The sequence below is a fragment of the Streptomyces roseirectus genome, assembly GCF_014489635.1.
Taxonomy (GTDB): Bacteria; Actinomycetota; Actinomycetes; order Streptomycetales; family Streptomycetaceae; genus Streptomyces; species Streptomyces roseirectus.
The window spans coordinates 2,352,480-2,375,901 of record NZ_CP060828.1 but is presented as its reverse complement, the minus strand read 5'-3'; the positions used below and the strand labels follow the sequence as shown (position 1 = coordinate 2,375,901).

27 protein-coding genes are annotated in these 23,422 nt (G+C 72.2%); 22 read left to right on the top strand and 5 right to left on the bottom strand.

Annotated features, from left to right (window positions below; translation table 11 throughout):
• Positions 1 to 67 precede the first annotated feature (67 nt).
• Positions 68 to 502 carry a hypothetical protein gene (locus IAG44_RS09685; RefSeq protein WP_187746725.1) on the top strand — a complete coding sequence of 145 codons (435 nt, stop codon included), beginning with the start codon at positions 68 to 70 and terminating at the stop codon, positions 500 to 502.
• 218 nt (positions 503 to 720) lie between these two features.
• On the opposite strand, the gene IAG44_RS09680 is transcribed toward IAG44_RS09685, so the two are convergent.
• Together IAG44_RS09680 and IAG44_RS09675 are read right to left on the bottom strand one after the other, a co-directional pair.
• Complete coding sequence (locus IAG44_RS09680) at positions 721 to 933, bottom strand: DUF397 domain-containing protein (RefSeq protein ID WP_187746724.1); 213 nt, start codon at positions 931 to 933, stop codon at positions 721 to 723.
• A gap of 2 nt (positions 934 to 935) precedes the next feature.
• Positions 936 to 1,820 carry a helix-turn-helix domain-containing protein gene (locus tag IAG44_RS09675; RefSeq protein ID WP_187746723.1) on the bottom strand — a complete coding sequence of 295 codons (885 nt, stop codon included), beginning with the start codon at positions 1,818 to 1,820 and terminating at the stop codon, positions 936 to 938.
• Positions 1,821 to 2,000: 180 nt separating this feature from the next.
• Between IAG44_RS09675 and IAG44_RS09670 the strand changes: the two genes are divergently transcribed.
• From IAG44_RS09670 to IAG44_RS09635, 8 genes are all read left to right on the top strand, one after another.
• Positions 2,001 to 2,435, top strand: a complete 435-nt coding sequence (locus IAG44_RS09670; RefSeq protein WP_187746722.1) for an ATP-binding protein — start codon at positions 2,001 to 2,003, stop codon at positions 2,433 to 2,435.
• 482 nt (positions 2,436 to 2,917) lie between these two features.
• A complete protein-coding gene (locus IAG44_RS09665) occupies positions 2,918 to 3,109 on the top strand; it encodes a hypothetical protein (RefSeq protein ID WP_187746721.1) in 192 nt (63 codons plus the stop codon).
• A 289-nt stretch (positions 3,110 to 3,398) separates the two neighbouring features.
• Positions 3,399 to 4,163 (top strand): thioesterase II family protein, encoded by a 765-nt coding sequence (locus IAG44_RS09660; protein ID WP_187746720.1) that lies wholly within the window; start codon positions 3,399 to 3,401, stop codon positions 4,161 to 4,163.
• Positions 4,164 to 4,191: 28 nt separating this feature from the next.
• Positions 4,192 to 5,013, top strand: coding sequence for an AfsR/SARP family transcriptional regulator (locus IAG44_RS09655; RefSeq protein ID WP_187746719.1), 822 nt, complete (start codon positions 4,192 to 4,194; stop codon positions 5,011 to 5,013).
• A 108-nt stretch (positions 5,014 to 5,121) separates the two neighbouring features.
• On the top strand, positions 5,122 to 5,391 hold the full coding sequence (locus IAG44_RS09650) for an acyl carrier protein (protein WP_187746718.1): 270 nt from the start codon (positions 5,122 to 5,124) through the stop codon (positions 5,389 to 5,391).
• On the top strand, positions 5,388 to 6,122 hold the full coding sequence (locus IAG44_RS09645; protein WP_223006787.1) for an SDR family NAD(P)-dependent oxidoreductase: 735 nt from the start codon (positions 5,388 to 5,390) through the stop codon (positions 6,120 to 6,122). The genes IAG44_RS09650 and IAG44_RS09645 overlap by 4 nt, the downstream gene beginning before the upstream one ends.
• On the top strand, positions 6,122 to 6,511 hold the full coding sequence (locus IAG44_RS09640; protein WP_187746717.1) for a SchA/CurD-like domain-containing protein: 390 nt from the start codon (positions 6,122 to 6,124) through the stop codon (positions 6,509 to 6,511). Before IAG44_RS09645 ends, IAG44_RS09640 begins: the two co-directional genes overlap by 1 nt.
• Complete coding sequence (locus IAG44_RS09635) at positions 6,508 to 6,960, top strand: anthrone oxygenase family protein (protein WP_187746716.1); 453 nt, start codon at positions 6,508 to 6,510, stop codon at positions 6,958 to 6,960. Before IAG44_RS09640 ends, IAG44_RS09635 begins: the two co-directional genes overlap by 4 nt.
• A 63-nt stretch (positions 6,961 to 7,023) precedes the next feature.
• Here the strand turns inward: IAG44_RS09635 and IAG44_RS09630 are convergent, their stop codons facing one another.
• Positions 7,024 to 7,395, bottom strand: a complete 372-nt coding sequence (locus IAG44_RS09630) for a SchA/CurD-like domain-containing protein (protein ID WP_187746715.1) — start codon at positions 7,393 to 7,395, stop codon at positions 7,024 to 7,026.
• Positions 7,396 to 7,599: 204 nt separating this feature from the next.
• Between IAG44_RS09630 and IAG44_RS09625 the strand changes: the two genes are divergently transcribed.
• From IAG44_RS09625 to IAG44_RS09565, 13 genes are all read left to right on the top strand, one after another.
• A complete protein-coding gene (locus tag IAG44_RS09625) occupies positions 7,600 to 7,935 on the top strand; it encodes a TcmI family type II polyketide cyclase (RefSeq protein WP_187746714.1) in 336 nt (111 codons plus the stop codon).
• Positions 7,932 to 8,366 carry a cupin domain-containing protein gene (locus tag IAG44_RS09620; protein WP_187746713.1) on the top strand — a complete coding sequence of 145 codons (435 nt, stop codon included), beginning with the start codon at positions 7,932 to 7,934 and terminating at the stop codon, positions 8,364 to 8,366. Before IAG44_RS09625 ends, IAG44_RS09620 begins: the two co-directional genes overlap by 4 nt.
• On the top strand, positions 8,363 to 9,652 hold the full coding sequence (locus IAG44_RS09615) for a beta-ketoacyl-[acyl-carrier-protein] synthase family protein (RefSeq protein ID WP_187746712.1): 1,290 nt from the start codon (positions 8,363 to 8,365) through the stop codon (positions 9,650 to 9,652). Before IAG44_RS09620 ends, IAG44_RS09615 begins: the two co-directional genes overlap by 4 nt.
• Entirely contained in the window at positions 9,649 to 10,869 is a 1,221-nt protein-coding gene (locus IAG44_RS09610) for a ketosynthase chain-length factor (protein WP_281404283.1), read from the top strand. Before IAG44_RS09615 ends, IAG44_RS09610 begins: the two co-directional genes overlap by 4 nt.
• A gap of 18 nt (positions 10,870 to 10,887) precedes the next feature.
• Positions 10,888 to 11,352, top strand: coding sequence for an SRPBCC family protein (locus tag IAG44_RS09605; RefSeq protein WP_187746711.1), 465 nt, complete (start codon positions 10,888 to 10,890; stop codon positions 11,350 to 11,352).
• A gap of 10 nt (positions 11,353 to 11,362) precedes the next feature.
• Complete coding sequence (locus IAG44_RS09600) at positions 11,363 to 11,824, top strand: anthrone oxygenase family protein (RefSeq protein ID WP_187746710.1); 462 nt, start codon at positions 11,363 to 11,365, stop codon at positions 11,822 to 11,824.
• A 25-nt stretch (positions 11,825 to 11,849) separates the two neighbouring features.
• On the top strand, positions 11,850 to 12,602 hold the full coding sequence (locus IAG44_RS09595; RefSeq protein ID WP_187746709.1) for an SDR family NAD(P)-dependent oxidoreductase: 753 nt from the start codon (positions 11,850 to 11,852) through the stop codon (positions 12,600 to 12,602).
• Positions 12,602 to 12,922 carry an antibiotic biosynthesis monooxygenase family protein gene (locus IAG44_RS09590; protein WP_187746708.1) on the top strand — a complete coding sequence of 107 codons (321 nt, stop codon included), beginning with the start codon at positions 12,602 to 12,604 and terminating at the stop codon, positions 12,920 to 12,922. The genes IAG44_RS09595 and IAG44_RS09590 overlap by 1 nt, the downstream gene beginning before the upstream one ends.
• A complete protein-coding gene (locus IAG44_RS09585; protein WP_187746707.1) occupies positions 12,912 to 13,223 on the top strand; it encodes an antibiotic biosynthesis monooxygenase family protein in 312 nt (103 codons plus the stop codon). The genes IAG44_RS09590 and IAG44_RS09585 overlap by 11 nt, the downstream gene beginning before the upstream one ends.
• Positions 13,224 to 13,254: 31 nt before the next feature.
• Entirely contained in the window at positions 13,255 to 14,112 is an 858-nt protein-coding gene (locus IAG44_RS09580; protein WP_187746706.1) for an NAD(P)-dependent oxidoreductase, read from the top strand.
• Positions 14,113 to 15,709: 1,597 nt separating this feature from the next.
• A complete protein-coding gene (locus IAG44_RS09575; protein WP_187746705.1) occupies positions 15,710 to 16,381 on the top strand; it encodes a hypothetical protein in 672 nt (223 codons plus the stop codon).
• Between the two features lie 281 nt (positions 16,382 to 16,662).
• Entirely contained in the window at positions 16,663 to 18,402 is a 1,740-nt protein-coding gene (locus tag IAG44_RS09570) for a fatty acyl-AMP ligase (protein ID WP_425508433.1), read from the top strand.
• A 25-nt stretch (positions 18,403 to 18,427) separates the two neighbouring features.
• Positions 18,428 to 19,657 (top strand): acyltransferase domain-containing protein, encoded by a 1,230-nt coding sequence (locus tag IAG44_RS09565; protein ID WP_187746704.1) that lies wholly within the window; start codon positions 18,428 to 18,430, stop codon positions 19,655 to 19,657.
• 1,486 nt (positions 19,658 to 21,143) lie between these two features.
• Here the strand turns inward: IAG44_RS09565 and IAG44_RS09560 are convergent.
• A complete protein-coding gene (locus IAG44_RS09560; protein ID WP_187746703.1) occupies positions 21,144 to 21,758 on the bottom strand; it encodes a response regulator transcription factor in 615 nt (204 codons plus the stop codon).
• Positions 21,759 to 21,798: 40 nt separating this feature from the next.
• On the bottom strand, positions 21,799 to 23,037 hold the full coding sequence (locus IAG44_RS09555; protein ID WP_246561608.1) for a sensor histidine kinase: 1,239 nt from the start codon (positions 23,035 to 23,037) through the stop codon (positions 21,799 to 21,801).
• Positions 23,038 to 23,422: the final 385 nt, after the last annotated feature.

Below are 23,422 nucleotides of genomic sequence, written 5' to 3'. Positions count from 1 at the left end.
TGCATGGCAAGCTTTTCTGGCCGCCACACTCATGACTTCATCGCTCCTTCTCGCCTCAGGATGTTCAATGGGAAAGGGAATCGGCAAATCTTTGCCGGTGCGCAGTTCATCGACAGTGGAGGGAGAGGTTTCGTCGCTCTCCAGTCGGGTGCTGGACATGTTTAAAGTCAAAGGGAAAGTCACTGAACCCGGACCGTACACTTCATCCTGCACCGATAGTGGCCAAAAGGGTGTCTGGGTTAGGCATCCCTGGTCCATGTATGGAATCGATAATAGCAAGCTCGGTGAAGGATTCTCTAATCTGAAGAAATCGCTTCCCGGTGACGGGTGGAAGATCGTGAAGGATGGAGATGACGGCAGTCGAAATAAGAATCCGGAGATCCTGGCCGTCCACCAGGAGACGAATAGTCAGCTTGAGGTCAGGTGGCTTAAAGGCATCGATGGAAATACGCCTCTGCTTGACGTGACTGTGTACTCGCAGTGCTTCCAAAAAGCCGACTGAAGACGGGCGCTCTCGCGCTCACGGCGTTCCTCGCTCTCGTGACACTCACCGGATGCAAGTACCCGACGGGGAAAAGATCGAAAAATTCTAAAAAGTATGATTCGATTCATCGGGGCATCACTGCTTCTGATTTCAGGAAGGCGCATCCTGCCCGCAGGCGAGAAGTCCAAGAAGTCAGAGGGGGTTGCGAGGAGTTCCGCAGCCCCAGCCTGCTTGCCTCAGAAAGTGTCGGATTTGAGGGAGATGAGGAGGGTGGTGGCTGCGGAGTGGGAGTAGAGGATGGCGGGGCCGTGGGGGGATTTGCTGTCGCGGATGGCGATGCGGTTTTGGTAGGGGGCGAGTTCAACGCAGTTGCCGTTGGCGCCGGAGGTTGAAGCTTTCTTCCATGAAACATCCATCACGGAGGCGTCCGTGATTATGTAGTGCGCCATTCCTATACATCCTTGCGGTAATCATTGAGATAGTGCTCGATCAGTTTCAGGGACTCCGGTCCACGGAGTGAGTCCGTCATCATCAAGCGTCGGAACAGCCTGCTGTACTCCTGCACCTGATCGGTGTCCTCCAGGAACTTGGTGCTGGTGAAGCCTTCCAGGTAGACGATGTCAGGCTCCCAGCGCTGAGGGAACGAGAGAATGACGAACGGGCCGAACAGGGTCCCGTGCGACTGGGACTCCTCCGGCAGGACGTAGATGTTGATCGTGCTCGGGTAGTCCCTGGACAGGCTCAGCAAGTGTTCGAGTTGACCGGCCATCACCTCGGGCCCGCCCATGACATGCCGGAACACCGACTCCGAGATGACACCCCAGAAGACCAGAGGGCGTGGCCGGTCGAACACCTCTCGGCGCTTGTCGCGGATGTCCAAGCGCTCACGGCGCTCTTCCTCGGGCATGTCCGGCACCTGCTGCTTGATGACAGCCGCCGCGTAGTCATGCGTCTGCAACAGTCCGGGGATCAGCATCGTTTCCGCGTTGTACATCTCCGCGGCATCCGACTCGTAGCCGATGAAGTCGGCGTACGGGCCGCTCACCGCCGAGCGGACACGCGTCTCCCAGCCGCGGACGTTCCCTCGTCGGCGCAGGTCGACGACGTAACCGCGCAAGCTCTGGTCCTTGACGCCGTAACGATCCAGCAGGAACTGCAGGTCGTCTTCGCTGATCCCCAAGCGCCCCGTCTCGATACGGCTCAACTTGGATTCCGACCAGCCGATTTCACCGCACACGGCGCCCTGGCTGCCGTTACCGTCCTCGCGAAGACCACGAAGGATCGATCCCAGTCGGACCTGTCGTGCAGTCGGCTGCAACATCCGGCGCGTCGCCATGAGTCACACCCCCCTTTCCCGGTCTGACCAGCGATAGCAGGTGCCGGAGCGCTCCCACACGATACCGCTCGGCGACCACTCGAACGGGCGAAGTTTCGCGTCCATGTTGCTTGGAGGCTATCGAAAGTATCAACCTTGCAAGCAATCGTCGGCGTCGTGCCTACCGAAGGAACCCCAGCCATGTCCGAAACGTTCGCCGCCTTCCACTACCCCACCACCCGCCTCGCCGCCGCCCGTGCCCGAACCGACTGCCGCAAGTTCCTCCTCGCCTGCGGTATCCCCGTGGACGACGACTTCGCCGAGGAACTGACGCTGGTGGTGGACGAGTTGGTGACCAACGCCGTCACCCACGGACGGATCCCCGGCACCACGGGGCGTCAGGTCCGTCTCACCATCACCCGCACCGGCGACGTCTTCCGCGTCGAGGTCCGGGACGCACAGAGCGACAGGATGCCGCGGCTCAGGAAGGCCGGCGCCGAGGAGGACGGCGGGCGGGGGCCCGCGCTCGTCGATGCGTTGGCCAGCGGCTGGGGCGTCGTCGGCGAGGTCATCGGCAAGACCGTCTGGGCCGAGAAGGCCCTCCCCTCGCAGGGGCCCACCCCGGTGCTCCCGTAGAACCCTGCCGCGCACGTTCCCCCGACACCGCGCGGCAGGTGAGGCTCCCGGGCAACCCCTTCTCACCCGGTCGAGCCTCCGCCGACGCCCGGGGCGGACCGTCCCGCCCGGGTATCGGCGTCAGCGGAAACCCAGGCTCACCGAACACCCCGCGAAAGCACCGGAGCCCACGTATGAAACGCCTCGCCCGTCACCTGCTCTCGACGCTGCTGTCGTACCGACGCCGTCGTACCCGTAATCCCCGTAGTACCCCCATTGCTCCCCCGCCCCGCCGAACCCCCTATGTCCACGACCCGTACATCTTCCCTCACCCCCTACGGGACCCCCCGTACTACCTCCTCGCCCCCGGTCACTCCGCCCTGCAACCCCACCCATGTGAACGCAATCCCCCCACCACCCATGACACAGGACACCCGCACACCCCCGGCGCCCCGCCCCACCCCCAGGTGAGGCGCCCCGGAACGACAGGGGACCGCACGGTGATGACACCCCCCGAAGCTCCGGAGGACCCGCCGCACGCCCGCGCGGCGACCCTCTACCGGACCTGGCTCACCCACGCGGCCTCCTGCGAGGACACGTGCCGCCTGCAGGGCGTGGACTGCGAGGAGGCCCGGAGCCTGAGGGAGGAGTACCGGGCGGCGACGGACGCCGTACGGGCTTTCCCGGAGGGGTGAGCCCCGGCGCACTCCCCCACAAACGGAATGCGCCCCCTGCGCTCCCCGCGCGCCCCGCGTGAATCGCGGGAGCGAACGCGAGGGTGTGCGTCGAGCGCCCCCAGGGGTCTTCGGGGGAATCGGGAACTCTCGGGAAGGGGCCGCTGAGCTGGGGGTTCAGCGGGTTGGGAGGGAGCGCGGCGGTGTTTAACGACCTCCGCTCGACCGCCCGTTGAGCGCGTTTCCAGAGGGCGCGGTGACGCTCTGGGACGTCTCACCGGAAGGCACTGTGCGGAAGGGGGATCCGGGAGTGCTGCGTTATCTCGCGACGCGTCCGAAGGCCGAGGACGACCCGGCACGGCGGCTGCTGTGCTTCCACCACGCCGGCGCGGGCGCGATGACCTTCGCGGGCTGGCGTCAGCGCGTGGGGGCCGGCGTCTCGGTCCTCCCGGTGCGGCTGCCGGGGCGGGAGTCCCTGCGGCGCCAGCCTCCCCTGACCGACGCGCACCGGCTGATGGAGGAGCTGACCGAGGACCTGGGTCCGCTCCTCGACCGGCCGTACGCCTTCTACGGGCACAGCCTCGGCGCCCTGGTCGCCCACCGCTTCGCCCTGCATCTGACCGCCACCGGCCGCAGACCGCCGGAGGCCGTGCTGGTCGGCGCCTGCCCGGCACCGCACCTGCCCTCACGCCTGCTGGAGGAAGCGTCCCTGCCGGGAGTGACCGACGAGCAACTGGTCGGCCTGCTCGCCGACGACGACAGCGTGCCCGAGCTGCTGCTCGGGCGCCCCGAGTGGCTGCGGGCCACGCTTCCCACGCTCCGGGCGGACCTGCGGCTGGCCCGCAGCCTGCGCTCGGTGGCGGCCCGCCCGCTCCCCTGCCCGCTGTGGGCCTTCGCGGGCCGGGACGACCGGATGGTGGGCGTCCCGGAGGTCCGCGCGTGGGAGCGCTGCACGACCTCCCGGTTCCACTTCAGGACGATGCCCGGTGCGCATTTCTTCGTCCGCGGCCGTGAGTTGCCCCTTGCCGTCGGGGCGGCGCTGCATTCCGAGATGCCGCTGCCCCAAGTCGGCTGACGTGTTCGTTGTGGAAGGAGATCCGCGGATGGACATCTGCGTACTCGGCCCGTTCAAAGCGACTCAGTCAGGCGTGTCGGTGACCCCGACCGCAGTCAAGCCACGCAAGGTCCTCGCCCTGCTCGCCCTGCAGGCCAACCAGCTCGTCTCGGTCTCCTCGCTCGTGGAGGAGGTGTGGGGGGAGGCCCCGCCGCGCAGCGTGCAGACCACCCTCCAGACGTACATCCTGCAACTGCGCACGCTGATCGCCGCCGCGCTCGGCGAGGAGTGCGCGGGCCTGCCGAACGGCGCGAAGAGCGTCCTGATCACCGAGCCAGGCGGCTATCTGCTGGACACCCAGGGCGGCCTGTTCGACATGCAGGAGTTCGAGGTCCTGTCCTCGGCCGGCCACCGCGCCCTGGAGCAGGGCGACTGGTCGGCGGCCTCCGCGCACCTGGGCCGGGCGCTGGCCCTGTGGAAGGGCCGGGCCCTGGTCGACGTGCAGCGCGGCCCGCTGCTCGACGTGGAGGCGACCCGCCTCGAAGAGTCCCGGATGAGCGTCCTGCACGGGCGGATCGAGGCGGACCTGAGGCTCGGGCGCCACCATGAGCTGATCGGCGAGCTGTCCGGGCTCGCCGCCCGCTACCCGCTCAACGAGGGCATCCACGGCCAGCTGATGGTCGCCCTCTACCGCGCGGGCCGCCGGGGCGACGCCCTCACCACGTACCGCCAGCTGCGCACGGCGCTGGGCCAGAACCTGGGCCTGGACCCGTCGCCCGGCATCGAGCACCTGCAGCGCGCGGTCCTGGGCTCGTCCCTGCTGGACCTGGACGTCGGCATGCCGTCGGGCCGCCTCGCCAAAGTCGGCTGAGGAAACAGACGACCACCGGTAGCCGTCCTCCCCATCTCCCCACCCCGACCCAGTCTTCCCGTCCCCGAACATCCCCGACCGAACCGTCTCGTGGAAGGAACAACGCCGATGAGCGAGATCACCCTGGCCGAGCTGAGCGAACTGCTGCTGGAGTGCGTGGGCGCCCCCGAGGAGGGCACGAGCCTCGACAGCGACGACGCCCTCGACACGCCGTTCCTGGACTTCGGCTACGACTCGCTGGCCCTGCTCCAGGTGACCGGTCTGATCACGCGCCGGCACGGCATCGTGCTGTCCGACGACGCCGTGATGGAGGCCGAGACCCCGCGGCTGCTGCTGAACATGATCAAGGACGCGCCGGGCGCCGGAGCGGTCCGGTGACCGGCTTCGAGGGCACCCGGGTGGTCGTCACCGGAGGCACCCGGGGCATCGGCCGGGCGACCGCGCTGGCGTTCGCGCGGGCCGGCGCCCGGCTGGTCGTGGCGCACCGCACCGACGGGGAGCCGGTGCGGACGCTCACAAGCGAGCTGAAGGAACTGGGCGACGACCACGCCCTCGTCCGCGCCGACCTGACGACCGGCGAGGGCGCCCGCCGCCTCGCCGACGCCGTCCGCGACAGACTCGGCGGCGCCGACGTCCTCGTCAACAACGTGGGCGTCGACGGGCACGCCAAGTTCGAGGACCTGGCCGAGGCGGAGTGGCGCCGGGTGATGGACCACAACGCGACGTCCGCGTACCTCGTCACGCACGCCCTGGTGGGGCTGCTGGCGGACGGCGGGTCGGTCGTCAACGTGGGCGCCTCGGTGGCGCTGCGGGGCCGGCCGCTCGGGGCGCACTACAGCGCGTCCAAGGCCGCCCTGATCGGGTTCACGCGGGCGCTCGCGAAGGAGCTGGGCGGGCGGGGGATCCGCGTCAACACCGTCGCCCCCGGGGTGACGGAGACGGAGCCCGGCGCGGGGCTGCCGCCCGCGGTGGCCCAGCGGATCGCCGGGCTGACCGCGCTCGGCCGGCTCGGGCGTCCCGAGGACGTCGCCGGAGCGGTCCTGTATCTCGCCGGGGAGACGGCCTCGTACGTCACCGGCGCCACACTCGAAGTCGACGGAGGTATCTGATGCCGTACGCAGCCATCACCTACCGGGTGAAACCGGGGCACGAGGAGGAGATCGCGGAGATCTTCGCGGGGTTCCAGCGGGTGGACACCCCCGACTTCGCGGGGAAGGGCGGCGCGAGCGCCGGACGGCTGCTGGGGACGGCCGTCTTCCTCAAGGACGACGTCCTCGTGCGGGTCATCCACTACGAGGGCGACTTCTCCGCCGTCGCCCGGCACATGGCCGCGCAGAAGGGGGTGCACGTCCTGGAGGAGAAGCTGGCGCCCTACCTCGCCGAGCAGCGCGAGACCCGCTCCGGGGAGGGGTTCGCGGCGTACTTCCGGGACGCGACGATGCGGACGGTGTCCCAGCTGACGATCGACACCCACCCCGCGGCGGCCCCGGCGTCATGACCTCCCTGCTGGGTGTCGCCGCGCTGCTCGGCGGCGGGATCACGGCGGGGGTGCTGTTCGCGGTCGCGCTGAGCGTCGTCCCGGCGCTCTTCGCGATGGAGACGGGCACGTACGTGTACGCGCACCGGCTCCTGGGCCGCAACTGGGATCCGACGATGCCGGTGATCGTGCTGGGCAGCGCCCTGGCGAACGGCGCGCTGGCCGCCCTGACCGGCGGCCCGGCGCGGGCCCTGTTCCTGGCGGCCGTCGTCCTCCTGCTGGGCGTCTCCGCCGTCTCCCACCTCTGCAACGTCCCCATCAACCGCCGCGTCAAGGCCGTCACCGACCCGACGGACCTGCCCGCCGACTGGGAGGACCCGCGCCCCCTGTGGCGCCGCTGGCACCTCCTGCGCACCGCGCTCGCCGTGCTGGCCCTGGCCGTGACGGCGGCGGCGGTCACGGCGGCCTGACCCACCAACCCCGTGCAGCCCTGTCCCGGTCGGCGGGACAGGGCTGCACGGCCTGCGTGTTCGCTACGCGCGGTCGCGTATCGATATCTCCGCGACCGTCGTCAGCAGACTGCGGCGGAACGTCGCCACGAAGCCCTCCGGCGTGTCCGTGTCGCGCGGCCGGGTGAGGTAGGGCTTCAGCTTGCGCTCGACCTCGCGGACGCCGGGCTGGCTCGCCATGTGCCGGGCGACGGCGTCGAGGTCGCCGGTGTACTCGATGACGCGGACGAGGGTGTCGTCGCGCAGGAAGACGGCGGTGGCGAGGATCGTGCCCGCCTCGCGGCCGGCGTCGTCGGTGACGCTGCTGCCGCGCACCCGCCTGAAGTTGCCGAAGATCTCGGTGAGTTCCTTCTCGCAGCCGGGCTTGATGTCGTAGGTGATCGCGGCGAACGGCATGGACGGCTCCTCGGGGATCGGGGTTCCCTGCACCGGGGTTTCCGGCGCCGGTCTCGGCCCCCAGACCAGCCCAGCCCTCTCGCGCTCCGCTCGAACGCCCGTCCACCCCGCCGGAGTTGGAGGTGGTTTCGAGTGACCCTCCAGACGCCGGTGCGACGGTCCGGTCCGACCTGACGCCGGACGCCGTTGCCCAGGAGGTACGCCGTGCACCGCACCCTGATCGTCGCCCGCCTCAAGCCCGACAAGGCGGACGACATCGCCGAGATCTTCGCCGAGTCCGACGCCTCCGACCTGCCGGGGATGATCGGCGTCTCCCGGCGCACCCTGTTCCGTTTCCACGGGCTGTACTTCCACCTCGTCGAGGCCGACGAGGACATCACCCCGAACCTGTACCGGGCCCGCAGCCACCCGCTCTACCACGACATCAACACGCGGCTCGCAGAGTGCGTCGAGCCCTACGACCCCGACTGGAAGGAGCCGAAGGACGCGATGGCCGAGCCGTTCTACATCTGGACCAAGGACGAGGGGCGGATCCGGTGACCACCTCCATCACACGGACCGTGAAGGTCTCCGCCGACGAGGCCGTGCCCAACACCCGGCGCGGCGGCGACATCCGGGTCACGCTCAGCCCCAAGACGGTCGGCTGCACCTCCGGCTTCGGCGGGGTCATGACCCTGGAGCCCGGCGACCACGTCACCGAGCACTACCACCCGTACTCCGAGGAGTTCCTGCACGTCGTCGAGGGCACGCTGACGATGACCCTGGACGGCGAGCGGATCGACCTCGGGCCCGGCGACTCCCTGCTCGTGCCGATCGGGGTCCGCCACCGGCTGGTGAACGTCGGTGACACGACCGCGAAGTGCGCCTTCCACCTCTCGCCGCTGGCCCCGCGCCCGGAGCTGGGCCACGTCGACACCGAGGCGGCGCAGCACCCCGAGCGGTCCAACCCGGACGTGGGCGGTACGCCGTGAGCCGACGGGCCGTCATCACCGGGGTCGGCGCGGTGGTGCCGGGCGGGGTGGGGCGGGAGGCGTTCTGGCAGCTGCTGTCCGAGGGACGCACCGCCACCCGCCGGATCAGCCTCTTCGACCCGGCGCCCTTCCGCTCCCAGGTCGCCGCCGAGGTCGACTTCGACCCGGTGGCGGCGGGGCTCGGGGCGCAGCAGATCCGGCGGATGGACCGCGCCGCCCAGTTCGCGGTCGTCTCCGCCCGGGAGGCCGTCGAGGACAGCGGGATCGACCTCGCGGCGCTGCCTCCCGAGCGGATCACCGTCAGCATCGGCAGCGCGGTCGGCTGCACGATGGGCCTGGAGGAGGAGTACGTCGTCCTCAGCGACCGGGGCCGCAAGTGGCTGGTCGACCACGAGTACGGCGTCCCGCACCTGTACGGCTACATGGTGCCGAGCACCCTCGCGGCGGAGGTCGCGTGGGAGGTGGGCGCGGAGGGGCCGGTCGCGCTGGTGTCGACGGGCTGCACCTCGGGCCTCGACTCCATCGCGCACGCCGCGCAGCTCATCGAGGAGGGCAGCGCGGACGTGGCCCTCGCGGGCGCCACCGACGCGCCGCTCTCCCCGATCACCTCGGCCTGCTTCGACGCGATCAAGGCCACCACGCCCAACAACTCCGACCCCGAGCACGCCTCGCGCCCCTTCGACCGCGACCGTGACGGCTTCGTCCTCGCGGAGGGCTCGGCCGTCCTCGTCCTGGAGGAACGCGAGGCCGCCGAGGCGCGGGGGGCCCGTATCTACGGCGAGATCGTCGGGTTCGCCGGCCGCAGCAACGGCTACCACATGACCGGCCTCAAGCCGGACGGCCGCGAGATGGCCGAGGCGATCAGGGTCTCCCTGGACCAGGCCCGCCTGGACCCGACGGCCGTCGGCTACATCAACGCCCACGGCTCCGGCACCAAGCAGAACGACCGGCACGAGACGGCCGCCTTCAAACGCAGCCTGGGCTCGCACGCCTACGACATCCCGGTCAGCTCGATCAAGTCCATGGTCGGCCACTCCCTGGGCGCCATCGGCTCCATCGAGGTCGCGGCCTGCGCCCTCGCCCTCCAGCGCCAGGTCGTCCCGCCCACCGCCAACCTCCACAACTCCGACCCCCAGTGCGACCTCGACTACGTCCCGCGCACCGCTCGCGACCACGCCATGGACGTCATCCTCAGCGTCGGCAGCGGCTTCGGCGGCTTCCAGACCGCCATGCTCCTGGCCCGTCCGGGCACAGCGGCAGCGGCGGCGGGAAGGGGCGGATCATGACCGGCGCACCGGTGATCACCGGGATCGGGGTGACCGCTCCGACGGGGATCGGGGTGGAGGCGCACTGGGCCGCCGTGCTGGCGGGGAAGTCGGCGATCGGGCGGATCGAGCGGTTCGACGCGGCGGGGTATCCGGTGCGGCTGGCGGGGGAGGTGCCGGGGTTCGACGCGGAGAGCGCGGTGCGGCCCCGGCGGCTGATCTCGCAGACGGACCACTGGACGCATCTGGCGCTGGCGGCGGCCGAGGAGGCGCTGGCGGACGCGGAGGTGGACCCGGGGGCGCTGCCGGAGTTCGAGATGGCGGTCGTCACGTCGTCCTCGTCCGGCGGCACCGAGTTCGGGCAGCGGGAGATGACGGCGCTGTACCAGCACGAGCCGTCGTGGGTGGGCGCCTACCAGTCGATCGCCTGGTTCTACGCGGCCACCACCGGCCAGTTGTCCATCCGGCACCAGATGCGCGGGCCCTGCGGGGTGCTGGCGTGCGAGCAGGCGGGCGGCCTCGACGCGCTCGCGCAGGCGAAGCGGCTGACCGGGAAGGGCGCGCGGCTGGTGCTGACCGGCGGTACGGACGCCTCGCTGTGCCCGTACGGCCTGACCGCGCAACTGTCCACCGGCAAGCTGTCGACCGCGCAGGACCCGGCCCGCGCCTACCTCCCCTTCGACGCGGAGGCGAGCGGGTACGTGCCCGGCGAGGGCGGCGCCATCCTCGTCCTGGAGAGCGCCGCGTCCGCCGGGGCGCGGGGCGCCGGGCCGGGCTACGGCCGGGTCCTCGGCCACGCCGCCGGCTTCGACCCGCCGGCGGAGACAGGCCGGCCCCGGGTGCTGCGCAGGGTCGCCGAACAGGCCCTGCGGGACGCCCGGCTGACCCCCGGGGACATCGACGTGGTGTTCGCGGACGCCGCCGGCGTCCCGGCGGACGACCGCGCCGAGGCCGAGGCGATCGCCGGGATCTTCGGCCCGTCGGCCGTCCCGGTGACCGCGCCGAAGACCCTCACCGGCCGCCTCTACGGCGGCGGCGCCCCCCTGGACGTCGCGACCGCCCTGCTCGCGCTGCGCGACGGCGTCGTCCCGCCCACCATCGGCACCCGCCGCCCGGCCCCCGGCCTGGACATCGACCTGGTCACCGAGGGCCCCCGGCAACTCCCCCTGCGCCACGCCCTGGTGCTGGCGCGCGGCCACGGGGGCTTCACCTCGGCCCTGGTCCTGGGCCGACCCTGACGAGAAACGGAGCGTGACATGGCCGGACACACCGACAACCACATCGTCATCCAGGCCCCCATGGACCTGGTGTGGCGGATGACCGACGACGTGCCCAACTGGCCCGACCTGTTCAGCGAGTACGCCAAGGCCGAGATCCTGGAGCGCGACGGCGACACCGTCCTGTTCCGCCTCACCATGCACCCGGACGAGGACGGCAACGTCTGGAGCTGGGTATCCCGGCGCACCAGCGACCCCAAGGCCCGCACCGTGCACGCCGAACGCGTGGAGACGGGCCCGTTCGACTTCATGAAGATCTACTGGGAGTACACCGAGGAGCCCGGCGGCGGGGTGCGGATGCGCTGGGTGCAGGACTTCCACATGAAGCCGCAGGCCCCCGCGACGGACGAGCAGATGACCGCGCACCTGAACCGCAACACGAAGGTCCAGATGGCGCTCATCAAGGAGAAGGTCGAGGCCGCGGCCCGCGCCCTCGCCCACTGAGGGAGCCGGTGTGCTGACCCTCCTCGTCCCCCTCGTCCTGCTGCTGAACGGCCTCGCGGCGGGCGTCCTGTTCGGCACCCAGCTGGGCGGTTTCCCCTACCTCGCCTCGCTGCCCGCCGACCGGTACGTCGAGGCCCACGCGTTCTTCGGGACGCGCTACGACCCGGCGATGCCGCTCTGCCTGGTCGGCACCGTCGGCTGCGACACGGCTCTGGCGTTCCTCGCGCCGGAGCCGGTCGCGCGGGCCGCGTTCGCGGTGGCCGCCGTCCTCGCGGCGGCGACCTCCGTCATCTCGGTCGCGAAGAACGTCCCCGTCAACCGCTGGATGCGCACCCTCGACCCCGAGGACCTGCCGGCGGACTTCGCGGACCGCGACCCGCGCCACGACTGGGGCGCCTGGAACCGCAGGCGCAGCCTCCTCACCATCGCCGCGCTGCTGATCAACTGCGCCGCGCTCGGCGTCCTGCTCTGACCCAACCGCTCAAGGAGGAACACCGATGGAACTCGCGCTCCGGGGCAAGAAGGCCCTCGTCACCGGCGGCACCCGCGGGGTCGGCCGGGGCATCGTCCTCGCGCTGGCCCGCGCCGGCATGGACGTCGTCACCTGCTACCAGAACGACAGCGAGCACGTCGCCTCGCTGGAGGCCGCGCTGAAGGAGACCGGCGGCGACCACCACGTCCTGCGCGCCGACCTCTCCCAGGCGGCCGAGATCGCGGGCCTGCTGGAGCAGGTCCGGGAGCGGTACGGCCGCCTCGACCTCGTCGTCAACAACGCGGGCACGATCAGCCACGTCCCGTACGCCGACCTGCCGCTGGAGGAGTGGCAGCGGATCCTCACGACCAACGTGACCGGCGCGCACCTGGTGATCCAGCACGCGCTGCCGCTCCTCGGGGAGGGCTCCTCCGTCGTCAGCATCGGCTCCCGGTCGATCGACGCGGGCATCCCGCTGCGGGCCCACTACACGATGACGAAGGCCGCGCTGGTGGGCCTGAACCGGTCGCTGGCCAAGGAGTTCGGGCCCAAGGGCATCCGCTTCAACGTCCTCGCGCTCGGCGTCATCGAGACGGAGAACTTCCACAACCTGCCCGAGGAGCAGCGCACGCTGATGCTCCAGCGCTACAGCGCGAAGACGGCGCTCGGGCGGCTCGGCACGCCGGAGGAGGTGGCCGGGGCGGTGCTGTGGCTGGCCAGCGACCTGTCCCGGTACGTGACCGGCAACGTGATCGGAGTCGACGGGGGGATCTCCTGATGACGTTCCGGGTGATGCTGCGCATGGAGATCGAACCCGGCAAGGAGGCCGCCTTCGAACGCGCCTGGCACGAGGGCACCGACGCCGTCACCGGGCACCCCGCCAACCTCGGGCAGTCCCTGTCGCGGTCCACCGCCGAGGAGTCCACCTACTACATCGTCAGCGACTGGGTGGACGAGCCGCGCTTCCGGGCGTTCGAGGACAGCCCCGAGCACCTGGCGCACCGGGCGACCCTGCACCCGTACCGCAAGGGGGGTTCGTTCCACACGATGGAGCTGGTCACCCACCTCGTCGGCGAGGCGGCGGGCCGTGCCGGCTGAGGTCAGGGTCATGGTCTACCAGGCCGCGTACGACGAGGCCCAGCTCGCCGAGGTGCGGGCCGCCTACCACCTGGTGAGCGAACGGCTCGCGGGGGTGCCCGGCATGCTCGGCAACGAGCTGCTGCGCAGCCCCGCCGATCCGACCGCGCTCGCGGTGGTCAGCCGCTGGGAGTCCATGGCCGCGTTCGAGAAATGGGAACAGGGCGCCGGGCACCGCGCGGACACGGCGCCGCTGCGGCCGTTCCGCGACACCCGCGCGGGCAAGCCGTTCGCCGTGTACGAGGTCGACGCCGCGTACTGACACGCCGCGTACCGACCGGAAGGAGCTAGTCATGAACCAGCTGGCGTTCATCGGCCTCGGCAACATGGGCGGGGGGATGGCGCACCGGCTCCTCGACCAGGGCCACCGGCTCACCGTCTTCAACCGGACGTCCGCCAAGGCGAAACCGCTCGTGGAGGCGGGGGCCGTCCTCGCGGACTCTCCCGAGGGGGCCGCCGAGGGGCAGCACGTCGTCCTGCTGAGCCTCAGTGACGAACGGGCCGTCGAGGAGGTGCTGTTCGGGCGGGTCGTGCCGGTGCTCGCGCCGGGCGCGCTGGTCGTCGACACCTCGACCGTCTCCCCCGGGTACGCCCGGGACGCGGCCGGACGGCTCTCCGCGCAGGGGCTGCGCCGGGTCGAGGCGTGCGTCGTCGGCAACCCCTTCCAGGCCCGCGAGGGCGCCCTGCGCGTCTACGTCTCCGGCGACGAGGACGACTTCGCCGAGGTCCGCCCCGTGCTCGACGCGCTTGGTACCCAAGTTCTCCACCTCGGTCCGCCCGGGACCGCGACCAGCATGAAACTCGTCCTCAACCTCCTGCTCGGCGCCCAGGTCGCCGCCCTGTCCGAAGCAATCGCCTACGGCGTCGCCTCCGGCCTCGACCGCACCCAGCTCATCACCTCCATCTCGGACAGCGGCTTCAGCTCCGTCGTCATGAAGTTCCGCGCCGCCCTCATGAAGGAGAACCGCTACGAACCCGCCTTCTTCCGCGCCGACCTGATGGAGAAGGACATCGACATCGCCACCACGGCGGCCCACACCGCCGGCCTGACCCTCCCCGTCCTCGACACGGTCCTCGCCCGCTTCCACGCGGTCGTCGCCGCGGGCGACGGCGCGAAGGACGCGGCGGTGATAGCCGAACACCAGGCGTGACCCCACCCGGACGCCCTCTCCCCGGCCTCCTCCCAAGGGCCCCGGGGGAGGGCGTCAGTACACCCGCGAACGTGCCGGGGTGGCGTCGGCGGGCCCGCAGGCCGTGACCCCGCCGCCGACACTTCCGCCTGCGCGGGGCGCGGGGCGCGGGGCGCGGGGCGCGGGGCGAGGGGCGAGGGGCGCGGGGCTGCGTGTCTGGAGGGTGGGGCTTATGGGGACGCAGGGCTGGGGGCACGTCCCGCTGGGTGGTGTGCCGGCGCGGAGATCGGTGGCTCGGCAGGCACGCCCGCTGGGGCGGGGTCGACGCGGCGCGTCGGGGTGTCGGCGCCGGTGAGCGGCACATGCCGCGGCCGGGCGGGCAGGCCGGCAGGCGCGGCTTCGGCTCCGGGCGGAGGCTGACGGCCCCGCATCGCTACGCCACCCGGCAGGAGGCCACCCGTAGGGCTCGTTGGGGCGCGCCGGCGGTCCCCTTGCCGGGGCGCGGCCCGCGAGGTACCCGGGTGGGGAGGCGGGCGCGGGCGGGCCGAGAAGCCTGGCTGTCTCGGGGCGGCTGTCATGCGCGGCGGGGGCCGCAGCGCGTCCGTGTGCCTCGGGTCCAGTTCTCCTCCCGGCGGTCTCTGCGCCGGGCACGGCCTACGGGGCCCTCGGCCGGAGCGTTCAGGGGGCGACCGACACGCCTTCGTCGCCGGCTGCGCCGACCACGGCTGCCGGCCGGCCGCGTCGGCCATGCCAACCGCGTCGCCCGCGCCGGCCGCTTCGCCCGCGCCAGCCGCGCCGATCGTTCAGCCTTCCCGGCCTTCCCGGCCTTCCCTGGCCTTCCCTGGCCTTCCCGGCCTCCCGGCCTCCCGGCCGCGCCAGCTTTTCCGGCCGTGGTGGCCACGGTGGCCGCTTCAGTCGCGTCGGGCCTCCGGCCGTGTCGGTGGATGTGGCGCTGGTGTCCCGCCGAGTGGTGTGGCGGCGCAGGGCTCTTGACTCCGCAGGTCAATTGGCCGACGCGTTCGCCTCGGCACCGGATCGGGGTGCTCACGCCCGCGAGCAGCACGCGTTGCGGCCGCACGAGCCGGTCGGCCGGCGCCGTCTCGACCCTGAGCGGAGCCACACGGCGGGCATGGTTACACCACTCGGCGGGACGCCACCGATGTGGCTCGTTGAGGCCGGCGGTGGGGGGCAAATCGGCCGGAGTGTTCAGGGGGCGGTGGGTGGGGTGGGTGGGGTTTTCCATTCCGGGGGGTATGGGGGGTCGAAGAGGTCGGACGGGGGGACGCCGGGGAGCCAGAACCAGCCGTATAGGGCTAGGGAGTGGTAGGCGGAACGGAGGAGGCGGCTGGTCAGGGAGTGGGGGGTGGGGTTCGGGGGGACGGGCATGGCGGGATCCTTCAGGGTGGAGGCGGTGGTCCGGGGGAGGGTGCGCCGGCCTGCTCGATGGCGGCTCGAAACGGGCCCCCAGGGGTAAGTTCGCGCCAGTTCAACCGCCCCGCGCCAGGGGCTCTAGCCGTGCTCGAGCGTTTCTTGCTCAGGTGTCACGTGTATGCCGCGAACGCGCACGCCGCGGCGAGACTCCGCTGAGATCGTCAGGTCCCCGAAAGGACGGTGCGCTGTGGCGCGGGACACGGCGAACGGGGCGAGCCGGGAACCCCGTCGGGCCGACACCGAGGGCGAGCCGGTGCGCCTCGTCGCCGCCGTACGGCGGTACGAGCTGACCGGCGAGGACTCCCGGGAGCACCTTGAACGCGAGCTGAGACGCAGCGCCCGGCGGCAGGAGGGCCGCCCCGGCGACCGGGGCCAGGTGACGCTCCGTTCCCTGGACCGCCCCCGCAGCTATCTGCACGTCAGCTGCTGGGGCTCGTCCGCGACGCTGCTCGCCGCCCTCCACGACGGCGGCGCCCGCGCCGAACAGGGCCGCCTCGGCGCCCTCGCCACGGTCGAACCGGCCCAGGCCGTCGGCGTCGGCCTGCTCGGCACCCCCGCGACCCTGCCGGACACCGCGCACGCCGTCCTCGTCGAGGCGTCCGTGGACGGCGACCCCGCGCGCTTCGAACGCGACTTCGGCGCCCTCGCCGGCCCGTTCATGCACGACATCGGCTTCGGCGGCGTCCTCCTGCTGCGCTCCACCACCGATCCGCGCGCCTACCTCGGCCTCATGTGGTGGCACGCAGCCCAGCCCTGTGCCGCCGCCCTGTCCAGCACCCGCTTCGACGACGGCCGCCGCCGCCTCGAACGGCTCACGACCCGTCTGACGGTGGAACGGGCCACGCCCCCGCCCCCGTGACCCGCGCACCCCTCCCGTCCCCCAACCCCGCGCTCGACCTTCCCCCGGCCCGCACACGACCGGCGTTCGAGCGGACTGCGGCAATGTATGTCATGTCCGCGCACCCGCTCCTCAGAAGGGCCCTGGGACGAGCCCGCGGTGATGGCGGCGCCGGTGCGAACCGGCGGGGCAGGTCGCGGAACACGGACCGCGGCGTGCCGAGTGAGGGCCGGGGCGGTCACGCCACCTCCGCGCGGCCCGCCGGCCCGTTCCGTGACCGAGGGAACACATGTGAGGGGGACGTGTTGACCACCAGCCACCGGAACTTCATCGAACTCATGCTGGCCAGGGCGGAGCGGACACCCGGCGCGGAGGCGCTGCTCCTGCTGCCGGACAGCGAGGAGCGGGGCCGCCCGAAACCGGTCTCCTACCGGGCCCTCGACGCGGCCGTCCGCCGGCTCGCCGGCTGGCTGCAGAGCCAGGGCGCGGCCGGCGAACGCGTCCTGCTGCTGCACCGCTCCCGCCGCCAGTTCGCCGTCAGCTTCCTGGCCTGCCTGTACGCCGGGGCCATCGCCGTGCCCTGCCCGCCCGGCGGCGGCCACGCGCACCACGAGGAGCGCATCACCGGCATCGTGAAGGACACCGCGCCGTGCGTGGCGCTCACGGACGCGGCCCTCGCCCCGGAGGTCTCCCGGCTGCTGGCCCGCTGCGGCTTCGGCAACATGCCGTGCCTGCCCGCCGACGCCGTCCCGGGCGCCCCGCCGTGGACGCCCCCGCAGACCACCCCGGACACGGTCGCCTACCTCCAGTACACCTCCGGCTCCACCGGGCACCCGCACGGCGTCGTCATCACCCACGAGAACCTGCTAGCCAACCAGCGCGCGATCCAGGAAGCCCTGGACACCCGGCCCGGCGACCGGGTCGGCGGCTGGCTGCCGCTCCACCACGACATGGGCCTGGTCGGCCAGTTGCTGCACCCGCTGTGGCTGGGCGGCACCTCGGTGATGCTGCCCGCCGAGACCTTCGTCCGCCACCCGGTGCGCTGGCTGGAGGCCGTCGCCCGGCACGGGATCACCGTCAGCGGCGCCCCCGACTTCGCCTACGACCTGTGCCTGCGCCGGGTCACGGACGACCAGCTCGCGGGCCTCGACCTGAGCGGCTGGCGGACGGCCGTCTCCGGCGGCGAGCCGGTCCGCCCGGAGACGCTGCGGGACTTCACGCAGCGGTTCGCCCCCGCCGGGTTCAGGGCCGACGCGTTCGCCGCCTGCTACGGGCTCGCCGAGGCCACCCTGCTCGTCTCCGGCAGCGCGGGCACCCGGCCCGAACGGCTCGTGGACGCCGAGGCGCTGGAACGCCACCTGTGGCAGGAGCCGCGTCCGGGGCGGCCGGTGCGGCGCCTGCTGTCGTGCGGGCGGGCGGCCGGCTGCGAGGTGCGGATCGTCGACCCCGAGACCCGCACGCCGGTCCCGGACGGGCGGATCGGCGAGATCTGGGTGCGCGGGGCGGGGGTGGCGCGCGGCTACTGGCGCGACCTCGGGGAGACGTCCCGCGTGTTCCACGCCCGCACCGCCGACGGGGAGTGCGGCTTCCTGCGCACCGGTGACCTCGGCACCCTCGACGACGGGCACCTGTATGTCACCGGGCGGCTCAAGGACGTCATCGTCGTCGCCGGACGCAACCTCTACCCGCAGGACGTGGAGCGGACCGTGCAGCACGTCAACGCGCTGTTCGGGCCGGGGACGGCGTTCGCGGTGCCGGGGGAGCGGGAGCGGGTCGTCGTCGTGCAGGAACTGCGCGCCCGCAGCGGCTACGACCTCGACCTCGCGGCGCTCGCCGGGCAGGTCGAGCGGTGCCTCACCGAGGAGTTCGACGTGCACGTCGGCGGGGTGCTGCTGGTACGGCCCGGCACCGTGCGCCGCACGACCAGCGGGAAGGTGGAGCGCTCCGCGATGCGCGAGCTGTTCCTGCGCGGCCGGATCCGTCCGCTGCACCAGCGGCTCGACACCGACCTGGCCGTGGGAGCGACCGCACTGACCGGATGAACCGGGACGACGGAGGGGGGCTGGGGTGATCCGCGTACTGAGCGGGGAACGGCACGAGCGGGAGTGCGTCGGCTGGCTGACGGGGCGGATCGCGGACTACACGCGAAGAGAGGTGGGCCGGGACGCGCTGCTCGTGGACTGCGGGCTCGACTCGGTGGCCCGGCTCAGCCTCTACGGCGACATCGAGGCCGAGTTCGGGCCGGGGGTCGGTCCCGCGGACCTGTGGATGTACCCGACGGTCCGGGAACTGGCCCGGCACCTCGCGGCCCGCCGCGCGGGGGAGGACGGCGGGCAGCGGGTGCGGGCGGTGTTCGTGTTCGGGGGGCAGGGCAGCCAGTACCCGGGGATGGCGCGGGGGCTGTACCGGCACTCCACCTGCTACCGGTCCAGCCTGACCTGGGTGGACGAGGTGCTGTGGCCCTACCTCGGCCGCTCGGTCACGGACCTGGTCCTCGGGCAGGACCCCGGCATCGACCGCACGGCCCTGTCGCAGCCGGCGCTGTTCGCCGTCGAGTACGCGCTCGCGCGGACCCTGCTCGACGCCGGGGTGCGGCCCGTGGCCGTCCTCGGGCACGGGATCGGGGAGTTCGCCGCCGCGACCGTCGCCGAGGCGCTGACCCTCGGGCACGCCGCGCGGCTCGTCGCCCTGCGGGCCGCGTGCATGCAACGTCTTCCGGGCAGCGGGGGCATGCTCGCGACCTGCGCCGATCCGTACGAGGCCGCGGAGGTCGCCGCGGTGGAGCCGGGTGTGTCCATCGGCGCCGTCAACGCGGCCCGCGCGACCGTCCTCTCCGGCGACCTGGAAGGACTGGCCCGCGTCCGCACCCGCCTCGCGGACGCCGGCATCTCCAGCCGGCTCCTCCCCGTCGACCACGCCTTCCACTCCCCCTTCATGGCGGCGGCCGTCCCCCCGTTCACGGCGGCCGCCCGCCGCTCCCCGGGCGCCCGTCCCCAACTCCCCTTCTACTCCACGGTCTACGGCCGCCAACTGACCGACCCTTTGGGCACCTCCTACTGGGCCCACCACATGACCGCCCCCGTCCGCTTCGCCGACGCCGCCCGCCACATGCTCGCCCACCACGCCCCCACCCACATCATCGAAATAGCCCCCCGCCCCATCCTCACCCCCCTCCTCCGCCGCCTCGCCGGCCCCACCGGCCCCCACTGCCTCTCCATCTCCCACGACACGGACACACTTCCGTTGGCGGGGGTGCTCGCGGCGCTGGACGCGGGGGAGCCGGGGGTGGGGGAGTGAGGGGGGTGGGGGGCGGAGGGCGCGAGGGAAGCAGGAGGGGGACGGGGGACGGAGGAGGGGGACGGAGGAGGTATGGATCGGGGGTGGACGCATGGTGAGGGGAGGCGTTGTTCTGGGCGGGGCGGATGCCGGAACCGGGAGGCTGAGGAGGTATGGATGGGGGGCGGAGGCATGGCGTGGGGAGGCGCTGTCTGGGGCGGGGGCGGGTGCTGTATCCGGGGGCGGGGGGATGTGTGGGGTGGGAGCGGGTGCGTCGGGCGGGGGACTGCGGCCGGGCGGGGAGGTGCTGTCCTGGGCGGGGGCGGGTGCTGTATCCGGGGGCGGGGGGATGTGTGGGGTGGGAGCGGGTGCGTCGGGCGGGGGACTGCGGCCGGGCGAGGAGGCGTCGTCCCGGGCGTGTGCCGGTGCCGTGCCCGGGTGGGGAAGCGCCTCGCGGAGAGCCGAACGTGGCCCGGCCGAGCGGAGCTTGCGCCGCGCGCGGGGTGGTGTCCCGCCGGGCGGCGTATCGGCACGGATCCGGTGACTCGGCAGAGCGGCCCGCCGGGGCTGCCGCCGGCGTATCGCCCCGGGGCGCTGCCGCCGGTTAGTGGCCCTCGCAGAGGCCGGGCGAGCAGTCCGGTGACTGCCGCTCCGGCGCCGGGCGGCGGCCGATGGCCCGCCTGTCCGGATCACCCGGCGCAACACCACCGCGAGCGACGTCGGCCCGCGCCCTCCCCGGGTGGGGAACCGCCGCCCAGGAGACCGCAGACCCCGGCACGCGCAGAACCCCGGGCGGCAGACGCCCGGCGTGGCACGGGGGCATCCTGCCGGCCGCCGAACGCGCCCTGGGGTTGGGGGAGTTGGTTGGCGCGCTCGGTGTTCGCTGGCTGGCGGGGTGCTTCCCCGGCCCTGTTCGTGCCTCGGCGTCTTCCGGGCCCCGGCGCGCCTCGGTGCCTCCACTGGCCCTCAGTTTCCCCGAACGCGCCCTGGGGTTAGGGGAGTTGGCTTGCGCGCTCGGTGTTCGCTGGCTGGCGGGGTGCTTCCCCGGCCCTGTTCGTGCCTCGGCGTCTTCCGGGCCCCGGCGCGCCTCGACGCCTCCACTGGCCCTCAGTTTCCCCGAATGCACCCTGAGGTCGGGGGAGTTGGTCGTTGCCTTCGGCGTTCGCTGGCCGTCGGCGTCTTCCGGGTCCCGGCGCGCCTCGGCGCCTCCATCGATCCCCAGCTTCTCCGAACGCGCCCTGGGGGAGGGGAAGTTGGCCGGTGCTCTCGGCGCTCGCCGGGTGTCGGTGCTCCCCTGGCCCCGGTGCGCCTCGATACCCTCACCGACCCTCAGCTTCCCCCGACCCTCAGCTTCCCTCGAACGCGCCCTGGGGGCGGGGAAGTTGGCCGGTGCTCTCGGCGCTCGCCGGGTGTCGGTGCTCCCCTGGCCCCGGTGCGCCTCGATATCCTCGCCAACCCCCAACTCCCCCCGACCCCTACCCCGTTGGCCCCCGGTCAGTGACGCGTGTCACGGGATCCAGTCGGCCTCGCGGGCTATGCGGATCGCGTCGATGCGGTTGCGGGCGTTGAGTTTGGCGACGATGGCGGTGAGGTAGTTGCGGACGGTGCCCTTGGTCAGGTAGAGGGCGTCGGCGATCTCGGCGGCGTCGGCGCCTCGGGAGGCGAGGCGGAGGACTTCGGCCTCGCGGGGGGAGAGGGGGGACTCGGCGGCTTCCCAGGCGGAGAGCGCGAGTTGGGGGTCGACGACGCGTTTCCCGGCGGCGACCGCGCGGACGGAGTGGGCGAGCCGATAGGGGGGCGCGTCCTTGAGGAGGAAGCCGCAGACGTGGGCGGACAGGGCCCGGCGGACCATGCCGGGCCGCCCGAGGCTGGTGAGGATGAGGACCCGGCAGGCCGGCAGCCGCTCGTGCAGCTCGGCGGCGGCCGTGATGCCGTCCGTACCGGGGAGGTCGATGTCGACGACGGCGACGTCGGGGCGGGTGCGCAGCGCCGTCTCCACGATCAGGTCGCCGCGGTCCACCGACGCGACGACCTGGAGGTCGGGCTCCAGTTCCAGCAGGGCCACCAGTGCTCCCCGGACCATGTGGACGTCCTCGGCGAGCAGAATCTTCACCGACAGCATGATTCCCCCTGATCAAGCGTGTCCGCGTGTGCGGTGACGATTACGCGATCTCCCGCACGGCATTGGTCGGTGCCGCCGAGGAGTTCGGCCGTACGGGTACTTTAGCGACAAGCCGGAACCTTCCGTCCTCCCGGACCATGGCCGTCAGTCGCCCCCCGACCGCGTCGACCCTGCTCCGGAGGTTGTCGAGCCCGCAGCCCGGGGCGGCCGGCCGGTCCTTGCCGCCCACCCCGTCGTTCACGAGCACGAGCCGCACGCTCTCCCCTTCGCGCACGGCCCTGATCTCACAGGTCTGCGCCTTGCTGTGGCGCAGGATGTTGGTGACACCCTCGCGCAGCGTGGTCGCGAGCACCGTGTCCACCGCAGGGTGCAGCCGTCCGCAGGAGATGTCCATCGTGGTGCGGATATCCGCAGCCGCCAGCACCGCCGCCGCCGACTCCGCCTCGTCCGCGAGCGACATCTCCCGGTAGCTGTGGGCGACCAGCCGCGCGTCCGCGACGGCCTGCCGGGACACTTCGAGGACGGACGCGACCTCGTCCAGTGCCCGCCCGGGGTGCACCGGCACCAGCCGGTGGATCAACTCGCACTTCAGGGTGATCGCGGAGAGGCTGTAGCCCAGCAGATCGTGCACGTCCCGGGAGATCCGCAGCCGCTCCTGCGCGACCGCCATCCGGGCCAACTCGGCGCGCGTGGCGTGGACTTCACGCACGAGATCGGTCAGCCGCGTCAGCCCGTGCAGCACCAGACCCGTGAGCACCGTGGTCAGCGGCGTGTAGATCTGGCTGACCACCGGCAGCCCCAGGTGCACGGTGTACGCGCAGATCGCCGCGGCGACGAGTCCGAACAGGACCCAGGACAGCGGACGGGGCAGCAGGAGCAGCAGTGAGGCACCGAGGACACCGCCGACCCCGGCCCAGGTCACCCCGAACCACATGAACGGCAGGAACGTCAGGACCGTCTGGACGCCGAGCGTGAGCACCTTCCAGCGCAGCGGCCGGCGCCGCATCTTCGGGGTGATGTGCAGGAGTTGGACCCCGACGAGGGCCGTCACACACGCCAGGCACAGCGCCAGCTTCCCCGGCCCCGGCTTGTGCCACAGGACGTTGAGCACGAGCACCGCCGAGTAGCCGCACAGCACGGCGACGGCGACGAACTTCACGACGTGGGCCGCCGGAATGTCCCCGTCCGGACGGGGCCGCCGTCTTCCGTCCTCGCCTAAGGACGCGCCCGACCCCTCGTGACCGGCTCCGGTGTCCGTATGGCGAAACGGGTCGGCCATGCGGTGCCTCCTCGTAAGACCGCTGGAACTGTTCGAAATATACGTTGTTCCAGCCCTTCGGAGGCTGGCCGAACGGGGATTGATTGGCGGAACCCGGCATCAGGGCCCGGCAGTTCACGCCGGAGGCAGACCGGCGCTCACGGCGCGCGGGAGGCAAGCCGTCGGGCGCACCGCTTCCCGGCCGCCGGTCGTCGAAGACGGCGGAATCCCGGAGGAATCGAGCGTGTGCGCGGTCAGATTCTGGGCGAACCGGACCCGGACGGGGGAGCTGTGCGCGTCATGGGCCGACCATGAATTTTTCATGATTGCGCTCGTGCGTTGCTCACTGGGCGCCCCCGACCACGGATGGGAGCATGCGCAGCACGCTCCGAGTGGGGGACACCCG

What these genes read in the sequence shown, in the direction of transcription:
- IAG44_RS09685 (WP_187746725.1), top strand. Translation starts at nt 68, where the DNA reads ATGGGAAAGGGAATCGGCAAATCTTTGCCGGTGCGCAGTTCATCGACA.
- IAG44_RS09680 (WP_187746724.1), bottom strand. Translation starts at nt 933, where the DNA reads ATGGCGCACTACATAATCACGGACGCCTCCGTGATGGATGTTTCATGG.
- IAG44_RS09675 (WP_187746723.1), bottom strand. Translation starts at nt 1,820, where the DNA reads ATGGCGACGCGCCGGATGTTGCAGCCGACTGCACGACAGGTCCGACTG.
- IAG44_RS09670 (WP_187746722.1), top strand. Translation starts at nt 2,001, where the DNA reads ATGTCCGAAACGTTCGCCGCCTTCCACTACCCCACCACCCGCCTCGCC.
- IAG44_RS09665 (WP_187746721.1), top strand. Translation starts at nt 2,918, where the DNA reads ATGACACCCCCCGAAGCTCCGGAGGACCCGCCGCACGCCCGCGCGGCG.
- IAG44_RS09655 (WP_187746719.1), top strand. Translation starts at nt 4,192, where the DNA reads ATGGACATCTGCGTACTCGGCCCGTTCAAAGCGACTCAGTCAGGCGTG.
- IAG44_RS09650 (WP_187746718.1), top strand. Translation starts at nt 5,122, where the DNA reads ATGAGCGAGATCACCCTGGCCGAGCTGAGCGAACTGCTGCTGGAGTGC.
- IAG44_RS09640 (WP_187746717.1), top strand. Translation starts at nt 6,122, where the DNA reads ATGCCGTACGCAGCCATCACCTACCGGGTGAAACCGGGGCACGAGGAG.
- IAG44_RS09635 (WP_187746716.1), top strand. Translation starts at nt 6,508, where the DNA reads ATGACCTCCCTGCTGGGTGTCGCCGCGCTGCTCGGCGGCGGGATCACG.
- IAG44_RS09630 (WP_187746715.1), bottom strand. Translation starts at nt 7,395, where the DNA reads ATGCCGTTCGCCGCGATCACCTACGACATCAAGCCCGGCTGCGAGAAG.
- IAG44_RS09610 (WP_281404283.1), top strand. Translation starts at nt 9,649, where the DNA reads ATGACCGGCGCACCGGTGATCACCGGGATCGGGGTGACCGCTCCGACG.
- IAG44_RS09605 (WP_187746711.1), top strand. Translation starts at nt 10,888, where the DNA reads ATGGCCGGACACACCGACAACCACATCGTCATCCAGGCCCCCATGGAC.
- IAG44_RS09595 (WP_187746709.1), top strand. Translation starts at nt 11,850, where the DNA reads ATGGAACTCGCGCTCCGGGGCAAGAAGGCCCTCGTCACCGGCGGCACC.
- IAG44_RS09590 (WP_187746708.1), top strand. Translation starts at nt 12,602, where the DNA reads ATGACGTTCCGGGTGATGCTGCGCATGGAGATCGAACCCGGCAAGGAG.
- IAG44_RS09580 (WP_187746706.1), top strand. Translation starts at nt 13,255, where the DNA reads ATGAACCAGCTGGCGTTCATCGGCCTCGGCAACATGGGCGGGGGGATG.
- IAG44_RS09560 (WP_187746703.1), bottom strand. Translation starts at nt 21,758, where the DNA reads ATGCTGTCGGTGAAGATTCTGCTCGCCGAGGACGTCCACATGGTCCGG.
- IAG44_RS09555 (WP_246561608.1), bottom strand. Translation starts at nt 23,037, where the DNA reads ATGGCCGACCCGTTTCGCCATACGGACACCGGAGCCGGTCACGAGGGG.